The following is a 12,175-nucleotide window of genomic DNA, read 5'->3' as shown; positions in this document are numbered from 1 at the left end:
GCCGCGGGCGCTTCCGCGTCACGCCTTCCTGGCAACACCGCCGAGAACGCAGGACGAGGACGGGTTGTCGAGAAACTGGGCAGTCGCTTTCGACTCACCCTCGCCAGGACGCCACTGCGGAAGCCACACGACACCTGGCTCGACCAGGTCGAAGTCCCCGAAGAAAGCCGTGACCTCGTCGCGGCTGCGGCCCTGGGCCGGGGCGCTCGACCGCTGGTACTGCTTGATGACCCGCTCGAGCTGCGCGAGCTGTTCCGCGGGCACCCCGTCGTACGAACCGTGTGACACCACCAGGTGGGAGCCGGCTGGCAGCAGTTCCCGGTAGCGGGCGACCGCCTCGTGCGCGCCCTCGTCGATGAAGTGCAGCACGGCGACCATCAGCAACCCGACCGGCCGGTCCGGATCGAGCACGCCGGTGCCCAGCGCCTGCTTCCAGACGTCCCGGACGTCCCGCAGGTCGCCCCTGAGCACCGCGTGCCGTTCCGGATCGCCGTGCCGCTCCAGCAGGATCTTCGAGTGCGCCACCGCCACCGGCTCGTTGTCCACGTAGACACACCGGCTGTCCGGGGCGAGCGACTGGGCGACCTCGTGCACGTTGCCGACCGTCGGCACCCCGGAGCCGATGTCCAGGAACTGCGTGATGCCCTGCTGGACGCAGTACCGCACCGCGCGGCCGAGGAACTCCCGGTTGACCATGGCCCCGGCCCGCGCGTGCGGCGTCACCTGCAGGATCTGCTCACCGAACTCACGGTCGACGGCCCAGTTGGCCTCGCCCCCGAGCAGCCAGTCGTAGACACGCGCCGGATTGGGCCGATCCAGGTCGATGTCCTCGGGCATGAAGTCCGGGTCGGCGTTGTCACTCACGTAGATCGTCCTCCAGCACGCGCGGTGGTTTAGTCCACCGCCAGGTTAGTACAAACGGGTGACACCGGGACATAGTGATCACCCTTGGTACCAACGACCTGGGTAAGACAGACTGGTCATCAGGCGTTCATCTGCCCGCGATACAACTCGGCCAGCTCCTTGAAGAACTGCCGGGTCTCATGCCGCTCGAGCGCCGCACCGCGCAACCGGTCCCAGGCGTCCACGAAGATCTGGAAGTCCTTGATGTCGTCAAGGTACAGCCCGCCCGCGCAGTGCTCGACGTAGACGAAGTCCCTGGTCCGGTCCGGGAACCGCATGATGGTGAAGTCGTTCGGCACCGCGGCCAGCCGGGCGCCGAACGGCAGCACGTGAATGTAGACCCGGGACCGGCGCTCCAGTTCGAGCAGGTGCTCGAGCTGGTCCAGCATCACCGCGGGCGCGTGCCCACCTGGCGCACGCCGCAGCGCCGACTCGCTGATGATGAACCGGTAGTACGGCGGTTGCTGCTGATCGAAGATGGCCTTGCGGTCCAGCCGGTTGCGCACCAGCGAGGTCACGTCGGTGGCGCCGAACTCGGTGAACTGCTTGAGCATGTAGTGCTCAGACTGCAGCGGGCCGGGGATCCGCTCGCCGTGCCAGGTCATGATCTCGGTGGCCGCGGGCTCGAGATCGGTGAAGGTGCGGAACCAGTGCGGAACCACGGAGCGGTAGCCCGACCACTGGCCACGCTGCCCCGCCGCGGCGCGGGCGAGGCCCATCAACGTCTCCGCCTCCTCACCGAGAACGCCGAAGGCCTCGAGCATTGCCCGCACGTCGCCGAGCTTGACCCCCACCGCGCCCGACTCGATCTTGTTGACTTTGCCCTGCGTGCAGCCCAGAACGTTCGCCACCTGTTGCTGGGTGAAGCCGGCCGCGGCGCGGGCGTGCCGCAACTCATTGCCCAACTGCTTCCGGCGCGAGGTCACCGTGCTGGCCATCAGGACCTACCCACCAGCGACACGACACCCCACTCTCGCAACAAAGGAATCACAGGGCTCCAGACATTACCTTTTCGCGTCCCGGAATTCGAGTCCGCCGCCAGGCGACGATAGTCTGCGATCAAGGCTAGCTGGACGAGCTGGAGGAGGCTGGCAGCGGATGAGCGACAAGGCGAGCATCGGCGTGACCGGGCTTGCGGTGATGGGCCGCAACCTGGCCCGCAATCTGGCGCGGCACGGGCACACCGTCGCGGTGCACAACCGTTCCGAACAACGCACCAGGGATCTGGTCGAGCAGTTCGGTTCGGAGGGCGAGTTCCGGCCCGCCTACTCGGCGCGCGAGTTCGTGGACTCGCTGGAACGACCACGGCAGCTGGTCGTCATGGTCCAGGCCGGCGCGCCGACCGATGCCGTGATCGAGGAGTTCGCCCCGCTGCTGGACACCGGGGACGTGATCGTGGACGCGGGGAACGCGCATTTCGCGGACACCCGGCGCAGGGAGGCCACCCTGCGCGAGCGCGGGCTGCACTTCGTTGGCACCGGGGTCTCCGGCGGTGAGGAGGGCGCGCTACACGGCCCGAGCATCATGCCGGGCGGGTCGGTCGCCTCCTACGAGTCGCTCGGCCCGCTGCTGGAGGACATCGCGGCCAAGGTCGACGGCACACCCTGCTGCACGCACGTCGGCCCGGACGGCGCGGGGCACTTCGTCAAGATGGTGCACAACGGCATCGAGTACGCCGATATGCAGCTGATCGCGGAGTCATTCGACCTGCTGCGCGGCGGGCTCGGCTACGAACCCGCGCAGATCGCCGAGGTGTTCCGTGCGTGGAACACCGGCAGGCTGGACTCGTACCTGATCGAGATCACCGAGCAGGTGCTGGCGCACACCGACGCCGCGACCGGCAAGCCGTTCGTGGACGTGGTGGCCGACCAGGCCGAGCAGAAAGGCACCGGCAGGTGGACCGTGCAGATCGGTCTCGACCTCGGCATCCCGATCAGCGGGATCGCCGAGGCCACCTTCGCCCGCTCGCTGTCCGGCCACGCCGACCTGCGCGCGGCCGCCCGCGGGCTGGCCGGACCCGCAAGGGCGAAGCTCACCGGCGCCGAGGCCGAGCGCTTCGCGCAGGACGTGGAACAGGCGCTCTACGCCTCCAAGGTGGTCGCCTACGCGCAGGGGTTCAACCAGATCCAGGCCGGCAGCGCGGAGTACGGCTGGAACGTGGACCTCGGGGCGGTGGCGTCCATCTGGCGTGGCGGCTGCATCATCCGGGCGAAGTTCCTTGACGACATCCGCGCCGCCTACGCGGCCGAGCCGAGCCTGCCCACCCTGCTCACCAGCGGCGAGTTCCGCAAGGCCGTCGAGGACGGGCAGGACGCCTGGCGCTCGGTGGTGTCCACCGCGACCCGGCTCGGCATCCCCACCCCCGGATTCTCCACCGCGCTCGCCTACTACGACGCGCTGCGCGCCGAGCGCCTGCCTGCCGCGCTGGTCCAGGGGCAGCGCGACTACTTCGGGGCGCACACCTACCGGCGGGTGGACCGGGAAGGGACCTTCCACACCGAGTGGGCCACCACGGAACGCGCCGAGCGCAGGGCCTGACCCCGGCGCGGACGATATCGCCGGAAACAAGGGGCCGTGCGCCCGGCGGCGCACGGCCCCTCCCCCGAACTCAGGCCCCGGTGTGCCCGGTGATCCAGTCCGCGTAGGCAGGCGCGGAGGTGTAGATCGACGGTCCGGTCGCGCACACCGGGTCACCGTTGCCGCTGCGGCTGGTGACCCCGATCAGCTCCCAGCCGCTGCCCGCCCGCACGACCTGCGGGCCGCCCGAGTCGCCGTAGCAGGCCCCGGCGTCCCCACCGGGGTTGTCCGTACACAGCTCGGTGTCGCCGTCGATACCCGAGCACTCCGTGGCCGCGAGGACCTGGGTGTCCAGCTGCTGCAGCCGCACCGGCGCGCCGCACTGGCCGCGCTCAGGGCAGGTCTGTCCCCAGCCGAGCAGCCGGGACTGGGTGCCCGCGCTGGTGCTGCTGCCCAGCGCCACGGGTGCCGACTCGGCCGGCGCGGACAGCCGTACCAGCGCGATGTCCGCTCCGGCCGCGGTGGGGTCGTAGTCCGGGTGGACCACGATCTCGGCTGCCTGCACCTGCTCCCCGCCCTGGGTGCGGTCGTTGCTGCCGATCCGCCCGGTGATCGAGCCGGGCGAGCTGCCGTCCACGCAGTGCGCGGCGGTGAGCACCCACTCCGGCTCGATCAGCGAACCGCCGCAGAAGTGGCCGCCGCCGCTGGCCAGCGACACCATGAACGAGTACTCCTGGTCGGCGTCCTGCCCGCCGACGATGAAGGGGATGACATCAGCGTTCGCCGAACCGGCCCCGACGGCCCCGGCCAGGGCGCATGCGGCGCCCGCGACCAGGCTCACGGCCAGAGAACGTGCCCTCATGAGCTACCTCTCCTTCCAGGCCCCCGCGCCGGAGACCTGTTCGGACGGTAAGCGGGGTTGGTGAATTGTTGACACCCGCCGAAAGTTCCGACTTCCCTGGCGATCAGTCCGGTTTGTCCTGAACGGGCTTACCGGTGGGCAGGTTGTCCGGCGGCTCCACCCGCAGGGCCCGCGCGACCGGCACGTCGGTGGAGGAGTGCAGCACAATGGACAGTGCGATGGTGACGGCGACCAGGTCGAAAACCGCCTCATTGGACGGAATGCCCGATTGCAGGGCCAGCAGTCCGTACACCACCGAGGCGAAGCCCTTGGGGCCGAACCATGCGGCGGTCAGCCGCTCTCCCCGGCTCAGCTGCCTGGTGCGGGCCAGGGACAGCAGCATCGCGGCCGGCCGGACGAGCAGGATGGCCAGCACGGCCAGCGCCCATTCCCCGACGCCGAGGTGGGACAGCCGCTCCGGGGTGATCAGCGCGCCGAAGACCAGCAGCGCGGCGAACTTGGTGATCTCGGAAAGGATCTCGCCCAGCGGTTCGAAATGCTCAACCGCGACCTTGTCCATAGTGGCAAGGGCGGAACCGGCGACGAACGCGGCGAGGTAGGGGTTGGCGTGCGTGAGGTGGCAGGCCGCGTACAGCATGACCGCGATCGCCAGCGGCCCGAGTGCCTGCAGCCGTGGCTCGGCTGTGAGTAGCCGCAGCCGCCAGGCCAGTGCCACCAGCACCGGGATCCCGATCCCGAACAGCAGCCCGAGTGCCAGTTCGGTTGCCACCGTGCCCAGCTCCGACGGCTCGTGCTCCACGGTGGCAAGGAAGATCAGCACGAACGGCAGGGCGAGCCCGTCGTTCAGTCCGGACTCGACGTTGAGCAGGCGGCGCAACCGCAGCGGCACGTCCTTACGGCCGACGATCGCCGCGGCGAACACCGGGTCGGTCGGCGAGAGGATGGCGCCGAGCAGGAAGGCCGTCGGCCAGTCCAGCCCGGCGAGGAAGTGCGCGGGCACCGCGATGCCGACCATCGTCAACGGCATCGCGAGGCCCAGCGCCCGCCCGGACAGCCGCCAGTTCTCCCGCAGTGCGGGCAGACCGACCCGCTGCCCGTCGGTGAACAGCACGGTGAACAGCGCGATATCGGCCAGCGAGGTGACCAGCGGGTCCCGCGCGCCGATCTCGACGAGGCCGAAGCCGCCCCCGCCGATCAGCGCGCCGGCCAGCAGGAACAGCAGCGCGGTGGACAGGATGGTCCGCGCCGCCACGCCGGACAGCGACACGCTGATCAGCAGGACGACTCCGAAAGCGAGTACCAACTCCACCGGTCACTCCCCCGCCGGACGACCATCTTGTGCGGAGGAAGTTACCCGGCAAACCGGTCAGATCGTGATGCGGGTGCCGTCGAAGCGGGTCAGCCCCAGCGAGGCGGTCTCGTTGGTAACCCGCAGGTGGTCGCGCAGCACCCCGATGGCGACGGCCTCGCCGAGCCGGATCGACTCGGAGTAGTCGGTGCGCCAGTGCACCCCGGCCATGTTCCGGCCGATCGAGATGTTGGCCGCCAGCTTGTCCAGCTCGCCGCCGACCGTCAGCCTGCCGGCGTCCTGGCCGGTGTAGTACTCCAGCTCGGTGCCCTTCGCGTTCGGCACAACCGGATCGGGCAGCACCCAGGACTCGTCGAACCAGGCCTTCAGCACGGTCACGCAGGCACCGGCCACGGTGGCATGGCCCGCGCCGTAGGCGGGGTGCATGGGTGATCCTTCCGGGAACGCCTGCGGCAGCAGGAAGGAGCCGAACTTCTCGTAGGTGAGCTTCACCGCCACCGAGTCCAGGATCTCCCGGTCGATCATCGGGTAGTCCCGCAGCCCGGTCAGGTGCGCGTGCACCCTGCCGCCGAAGGCCTCCGGCCGCAGCCTGCGGTGCACGAACCACTTCTGGTGCCAGACCGCCTTGAGCGCCCTGGTGGCGACCTCGGTCACCAGGGTAAGCACCGCGGGCGGGCCGTAGGTTCCGAAGCCTTCCTGGTTGCGCGAGTGCCGGTAGGGGTTACCGCTGTCCACTTCGGCCTCGAGGTCGAGCAGGATCAGGCAGGCGTTCAGGTAGGCCTGGTACAGCGCGTCGAAATGCACGTAGTTCGCGAGGTCCCGCGGGGTAAGCAGGTACCTCCGGTTCTTTTTGGACGGAAGCGGTACCGGGACGTCCAGTCCCTGCTGCACCTCCAGCCAGCTGTCGAAGTCACAGAGGAAGTCCTTGCCAGCGGGCACCGTGTCGTTCAACTGCGGGACGCACAGCGTGCCGAACCGGATGTCCCGGAACAGGAACTGGGAAAGGTAGGGACCGCGCAGGTCTCCCCTGGTGTCCCCGCGGAACAGCAGCCCCGGCGTGACCTCCCCTTCGGCCTTGGGCGCGCGGTAGTCGCTCAGCCCGCTCAGCTCGTCCGCCGCCTTGCAGGTGAGCGGGTGCCGGTCGAACTCGGCGAACGGCACGTCCCGGCACAGCGCCATCCAGTACACCTCCACCGCCTCGGCGGAGTTGCGCGCGCTGTCGATGCGCGGCGCGGGCGCGATCGTCAGTGCCTGCGGATCCGGTCCCTCCACGGTGAAGGCCAGCCCGGCCTGCGGGTTTACGAACGGGCGCGCCCTGCGGACCCCCAGCGGAATGCGTTCGAAGTCATCCGGCCGCCCGGTGGAAAGCGCCCGCAGCAACGCCTGGTACGCCGCCGGTTCCACCTCCCCCACCTTGTCGTGCGGCAGTCCCTTGCTGTAGTTCGCGATGAACCCGGCGAAATCGCTTTCCTCACCATTGTTGACCTGGTCCGGCCAGGGCAGGTGGGTAAGCGCTTCCGCGGCGGCGAGACGCTTCTGACGTGCTTCGATAGCGCGATCACTCATTGTTCTCCCCCTCGAGAAAAAATACCCCGTTCGGCCGCTGGAACCGGCCGCCCCTTCCAGATTTATCCACGATGTGAGATCAAGTAATCGGCCATTCGGGTGACAACTGGTCACATCAGCCTAACGAGGGACTCCGGTTGGACCGCCATACGTCCCGCCTGGGCACGGGTTGCACACGGTCTAGAGCAGGCCGGCCTCGTTCGCCTTGCCGATGGCCTCGACCCGGTTGCGCGCGCCCAGTTTGTGCAGCGCGGCCTGCAGATAGGTCTTCACCGTGTTGCGGGTGAGCCCGGTCGACTCGGCGATCTCCGGGTTGGTCTTTCCCTGCGCCGCCAGCCGCAGCACCTCGTACTCGCGGCGGGTGAGCCCGCTGCGCGCCAGCGCGTCCGAACGATGGTCGGCATCGGGCAGGATCCGCGGGTCCACCACCCGCTCCCCGCGCAGCACCCTGCGCAGCGCGGCCACCAGGTCGGTGCCCGCCATGTCCTTGAGCAGGCATCCGCTGGCGCCCGCGTCCAGCGCGGCCAGTACTCCCTGGTGATCCCCGTGCGCGGTGAACACCACGACCCGGGTCGGGGCGTGCCGCTGCCGCAGCCCGGCGATCACCTCCGGGGCGAGCATGTCCGGCAGCCGCAGGTCCAGCAGCACCACGTCCGGGCGCAGCCTGCCGACGCGCTCGATCGCCGCACGGCCGGACTCGGCCGCGCCCACAAGCGACAGTGCCGGATCGGAGCGCAGTAGCAGGGTGACACCATCGCGTACCACCGGGTGATCGTCGACCACCATGACCTTGATGTTCACCTGGCCACCCGCGCCTCGACCTCGGGCAGCCAGGCGCGCAGCGTGCACCCGCCGTCCTCGTCCCGCACCAGGCTGACCCTGCCACCGAACCGGGCGACCCGCTCGGCCAGCGTGCGCACGCCCATCCCGGTGCCCGCGCCCTCGGCGGGCTCTCCGGTGCCGTCGTCGGCGACCATCACCTGGACCCCGTCCTCGCACGGGCCGAGGCTGACCACCACCGAGTAAGCCCTGGCGTGTTTCTCCACGTTCAGCAGGCCCTCCCGGACCACCGCGATCAGGGTCGCGGTGCGCTCGGCGTCCAGCGGCTGCACCGGCGCCAGTTGCACGAACCGGGCGGAGACCCCGCACCGCGCCTCGAAGGAACGGCAGTGCTCGGCCAGCTCCACCGGCAGCGCCCGTTCCGGGGTGGACTCCGACAGCGCCAGCAGCGCCTCGCGCAGGGCGCTGGAGGCCGCCGAGACATCGGATTCCAGCCTGCGCAGGCGCAGGTCGAGCGCCGGATTGTCCTCGATGGCCGCATGCAGGTCGCGCACCTGCGCGCCGATGGAGAACAGCAGCGCGCCCACCGAGTCGTGCAACGCGCTCTGCATCCGTTGCCGCTCGGCGGCGACCGCGTTGTTCCGCCCGGACTCGGCCAGCGAGGCCACCCGCAGCGCGGTGGCTGCGCGGTCGGCGATGCGTTCCACGGTCAGCACGGCCTCGTCGCCGAACTCGGCCCGCTCGCGCATGGCGGCATAAGCGATCGCGACGGTTTCCCGCCCGCCGCCCTGGTTGCTGATGATCGGCACGGCCAGCATCGCGGCCAGCCCCTCACCGCGCACCTGCGCGTCGAACTGGTGGGTGATCGCGGGGGAACTGACGTAGTCGCTGACCCGTACCGGCTCGCCTACCGCGAGTACCCGGCCACCGATCCCCTGTCCGACGGGGACCTCGAGGTTCTGCAGCGAGCCCGTCCTCGTCCCGGACAGCCAGCGGATCACCGCCTGGTCCGGGCCGTTCAGGTCGGCGACGAACCCGGTGTGCACGCCGAGCGACTCCCGGATCAGCTGCGCGGTCCCGTGCAGGGCCACCACCCGGTCCAGCACGGTGAGCAGGTCATCCTGCTCGCGGAGTAAGCCGTCGAGCACGTTGCTCTGCTCGACGGCCCGCTCCATCGCGATGCGCTGCTCGGCAGCCATCCGCACACCTTCGCATACCAGCGGCCGAAGGTGGTACACCCGCTTGGAGAGGGGCGCACGGGCTCTAGTGGTTGTTGTACCCGGTGGCCAGGCGCTTCTCCCCGGAAGGCAGCGAGCACTGCCCACCGCCCGCGTTGGTCAGCCCGTCCGGGCTGAGGTCCCAGGTCGCCAGGTTCCTGGTGCCCGCGTAGTTGAGTCCGAGGTCGTTGCGGAAGAACCGGTTGTGGTACGAGGCGCACTGCCGCGAGGTGCCCGGGTTCTTCCGCTTGCAGGCCGCGTCGCAGAACTCGCCCCGGTAGTGCGCCGAGCGCCCGGTCCGGATGAACCGGTTGTGCTCGAAGGTGTTGTAGTTGCTCTCGTTGCGCACCTTCACCGGGTCACCGGACACCCGCTCGAACTTGTTCCGTTCCACCACGTTCGACGAGCTGTAGTGGGTGATGTACAGCCCGTGGATCAGTCCGGCCTGGTTGCCGCTGTTCTCGATGTTGTTGAACGCGTTGTTGGTGATCCGGTTGTCCGAGGAGTTCGTGGTCAGGATCGCGCCATAGCCGGTCTTGCCGGGGGCGTGCCGGTTGCCGATGTTGCGGAAGTCCATTCCGAACACCGAGTTCCCGTTCACACCCTCGCTCGGCTTGATCCGCCAGCCGTTCTCGTCCTCGTACTTACGCGGGGTCTGGCCGTCGAAGGATAGCCCGTTGGTGTAGTTCTGCACCCGCAGGTACCGGAAGTTCACGTTCGTGTTCCCGCCCTCGTACAGCGGGTCGTCCGGATCGGACGGCAGCATCACCCGGAACCACCAGCCCGGCCGGTAGCTGCCGCCGTCCCGCACGTTGGTGAACACCGGGCGGCCCGCGATGTCGCTCGCGTCATCGCCAGGCGAGTAGTCGATCGGGATGAACGAGACCGAGTGACCGGGAACGTAGAACCGCCAGTCGGTCTGCGGGGCGGCGTAGGTGCCCTGCCGGATCCGCACCTCGACATCGGTGTCCGGGTTCGCATCGGCAAGCACCTGCTGCGCGCGGTTCAGGGTGCGGATCGGCTCGGACACGCTGAGCCCGCTGTTGGCGTCCGAACCACCCGCGTTCGCGGGTGCGAGGAAGACCTGGAAGGCGTCGCTTGGCGGGTTCCCGCCGGATACGCCCTTGCCGGACTGCAGGGCCGCCCAGGTGTTCGGGCCGACGACCCCGTCCACGCCAAGGCCGCGCGAGGACTGGTAACCACGCACCGCGGACTCGGTGTTCGGCCCGTACAGACCGTCCATAGCCAGGTCGGCGGAAAGGGCGGCGTTCAGCGAGCGCTGCACCCTGGCCACCGCCGCGCCCGAATCGCCGTCCCGCAGCAACGGGGTGGTTCCCGCGGACAGCAGGGCCGTCCAGGTGCGTGCGCCGACCTCACCGGATGAGGGCAGGCCCTTCCCGTCCTGGTAGTCCCGCACTGCCGCGACGGTGCCGGAATCCATGCTGCCGGTCGCCGCGCCGGAGTAGTGCCCGGCCTGGTGCAGCAGGCACTGCGCGGCCGTCACCTCCGCCCTGGCGTCCCCCGCCCGCAGCACCGGGTAGCTGCGGTAGTCCGTCTGCACCCCAGAGCAGTCCGGCGCCGCGGCCTGCTGCTGGGCCTGCGCCTGCACCGGCATGGCGAGCACGGTCAGTGCGGCACCCGCCGCCACCGCCCGCCACAGTTGGCTGTACCGGAAACGTCTCAACGACTCGTCCCTCCCGCTCGGTCACTTACCGGACTGCAGGGCCGCCCAGGTGTTCGGGCCGACAATCCCGTCCACGCCAAGGCCGCGCGAGGACTGGTAACCACGCACCGCGGACCTGGTGTTCGGCCCGAAGACGCCGTCCACCGTGAGCCCGGCCGACCTGGCCGCGTTCAGCGCCCGCTGCACCCTGGCCACCGCCGCGCCCGAATCGCCCTCGCGCAGCAACGGCGTGGAACCCGCGGACAGCAGGGCCGTCCAGGTATGCGAGTCGACCTCACCGGTGGCACTCAGCCCCACCTCACCCTGGAACCCCCTGACCGCCGCCACGGTCGGCTCGTCCAGCACTCTGGATGCCGCGCCGGAGTACTGCCCGCTCTCGCGCAGCAGGCACTGGGCGGGGGCGACCTCCGCCCCGGCGTCCCCGGCGCGCAGTACCGGATAGTTCCCGAGGTCGAGAGAAACACCGGGGCAGTCGGGGACGGAGCCGGTGTAGGCACGCAACGGCCACAGCCGGGGATCGTCCTGCCCGTCGAGATGCTGCAAGGCCCAGGAGAGCACACCCCGGTATCCACCGTCGGTGGCATAGGCGGTCTTGGCGGCCACCCGCTGCGGCGTGACGTCGTGGTAGGGGTCCCCTTCGTCCCCTCCCTGGTAGAGCCCGATCCCGACGGCGAGCTTCTCCGCCGGGATGACGGCGCGGTAGGCACTCATCTCCTGCTGCCAACCGTCGAAATAGGACATCACGTTGACCCAGTCCGACTCCGCGGACACCGTCTTCGCCGTCTCCGGCGAGACATAGGCCGTGATCACGTCGGTGGTCAGCTCCAGCTCAGGGTCGGCCTCGGCCAGCGCGTCGTCCAGCTCCCGCATCAGCGCGATGTACTGGCTGTCCACCATGTTCTCTTCCCAGTCGATCTCGACGCCGTCGTAGCCGTGGCTGGTCGTCACGTCCACGATGTTCGCCACCAGCCGGGAGCGGTTCTCGGCGGTGGTGGCTCCGGCGAACCGCTGGCCCACCCCGTAGCTGCCGATCACCAGGTTGATCTGCTTACCGGCCGAGTGGGCTGCCTCGATCGCCTCCGCCGGGTACTCCGGTTCCATGTTGTCCCAGCCGAGGCTGCCGTCCGGGTTCGGATAGATGCCGAAGTGCATGATGTGCGTCCACGGCGAGTAGTCGATATCGGCGGGCCGGAGCTCGTCCTGGATCCAGCCCGGGTAGTACCCGAGCGAAACGGGTGAGCTCGCGGCGGCCGATGGCTCGGCCTGCGCAGCCGGTACCGGGCCCGCCAGCATGGCGAGCGCGGCACCGGCTGCGATCAGGAGTCGCGACACGATCG

Annotated in this window: 10 protein-coding genes; 1 reads left to right on the top strand and 9 read right to left on the bottom strand. The window is 69.6% G+C overall.

Features of this window, described 5'->3' with window-relative positions; all coding sequences use genetic code 11:
- Nucleotides 1-18: 18 nt before the first annotated feature.
- Nucleotides 19-837: an SAM-dependent methyltransferase gene (locus KOI47_RS02280; protein ID WP_216217027.1), complete on the bottom strand. Its 819-nt coding sequence runs from the start codon at nt 835-837 to the stop codon at nt 19-21.
- Nucleotides 838-983: 146 nt separating this feature from the next.
- Nucleotides 984-1,841 (bottom strand): helix-turn-helix domain-containing protein, encoded by an 858-nt coding sequence (locus tag KOI47_RS02275; protein WP_216213415.1) that lies wholly within the window; start codon nt 1,839-1,841, stop codon nt 984-986.
- A gap of 160 nt (nt 1,842-2,001) precedes the next feature.
- Between KOI47_RS02275 and gndA the strand changes: the two genes are divergently transcribed.
- Nucleotides 2,002-3,441: an NADP-dependent phosphogluconate dehydrogenase gene (gene gndA / locus KOI47_RS02270; protein WP_216213412.1), complete on the top strand. Its 1,440-nt coding sequence runs from the start codon at nt 2,002-2,004 to the stop codon at nt 3,439-3,441.
- A gap of 70 nt (nt 3,442-3,511) precedes the next feature.
- On the opposite strand, the gene KOI47_RS02265 is transcribed toward gndA, so the two are convergent.
- The 7 genes from KOI47_RS02265 to KOI47_RS35360 form a co-directional block, all read right to left on the bottom strand.
- Nucleotides 3,512-4,282: a S1 family peptidase gene (locus tag KOI47_RS02265; protein WP_216213410.1), complete on the bottom strand. Its 771-nt coding sequence runs from the start codon at nt 4,280-4,282 to the stop codon at nt 3,512-3,514.
- A gap of 103 nt (nt 4,283-4,385) precedes the next feature.
- Entirely contained in the window at nt 4,386-5,591 is a 1,206-nt protein-coding gene (locus tag KOI47_RS02260; RefSeq protein WP_216213407.1) for a cation:proton antiporter, read from the bottom strand.
- Between the two features lie 57 nt (nt 5,592-5,648).
- Entirely contained in the window at nt 5,649-7,157 is a 1,509-nt protein-coding gene (locus KOI47_RS02255) for a vanadium-dependent haloperoxidase (RefSeq protein WP_216213405.1), read from the bottom strand.
- Between the two features lie 180 nt (nt 7,158-7,337).
- Nucleotides 7,338-7,958: a response regulator gene (locus KOI47_RS02250; protein ID WP_232376493.1), complete on the bottom strand. Its 621-nt coding sequence runs from the start codon at nt 7,956-7,958 to the stop codon at nt 7,338-7,340.
- A complete protein-coding gene (locus KOI47_RS02245; protein ID WP_216213402.1) occupies nt 7,955-9,136 on the bottom strand; it encodes a GAF domain-containing sensor histidine kinase in 1,182 nt (393 codons plus the stop codon). The genes KOI47_RS02250 and KOI47_RS02245 overlap by 4 nt, the downstream gene beginning before the upstream one ends.
- A 64-nt stretch (nt 9,137-9,200) precedes the next feature.
- Nucleotides 9,201-10,838, bottom strand: a complete 1,638-nt coding sequence (locus KOI47_RS02240) for a peptidoglycan-binding protein (protein ID WP_216213399.1) — start codon at nt 10,836-10,838, stop codon at nt 9,201-9,203.
- Between the two features lie 21 nt (nt 10,839-10,859).
- Nucleotides 10,860-12,170 (bottom strand): peptidoglycan-binding protein, encoded by a 1,311-nt coding sequence (locus KOI47_RS35360; RefSeq protein WP_232376492.1) that lies wholly within the window; start codon nt 12,168-12,170, stop codon nt 10,860-10,862.
- Nucleotides 12,171-12,175: the final 5 nt, after the last annotated feature.

The organism is Amycolatopsis aidingensis, from assembly GCF_018885265.1.
Lineage (GTDB): Bacteria > Actinomycetota > Actinomycetes > Mycobacteriales > Pseudonocardiaceae > Amycolatopsis > Amycolatopsis aidingensis.
The sequence above is the reverse complement of the archived record's forward strand: the minus strand, read 5'-3'. Positions and strand labels throughout refer to the sequence as shown.

What these genes read in the sequence shown, in the direction of transcription:
- KOI47_RS02265 (WP_216213410.1), bottom strand. Translation starts at nt 4,282, where the DNA reads ATGAGGGCACGTTCTCTGGCCGTGAGCCTGGTCGCGGGCGCCGCATGC.
- KOI47_RS02255 (WP_216213405.1), bottom strand. Translation starts at nt 7,157, where the DNA reads ATGAGTGATCGCGCTATCGAAGCACGTCAGAAGCGTCTCGCCGCCGCG.
- gndA (WP_216213412.1), top strand. Translation starts at nt 2,002, where the DNA reads ATGAGCGACAAGGCGAGCATCGGCGTGACCGGGCTTGCGGTGATGGGC.
- KOI47_RS02280 (WP_216217027.1), bottom strand. Translation starts at nt 837, where the DNA reads ATGCCCGAGGACATCGACCTGGATCGGCCCAATCCGGCGCGTGTCTAC.
- KOI47_RS02245 (WP_216213402.1), bottom strand. Translation starts at nt 9,136, where the DNA reads ATGGCTGCCGAGCAGCGCATCGCGATGGAGCGGGCCGTCGAGCAGAGC.
- KOI47_RS02275 (WP_216213415.1), bottom strand. Translation starts at nt 1,841, where the DNA reads ATGGCCAGCACGGTGACCTCGCGCCGGAAGCAGTTGGGCAATGAGTTG.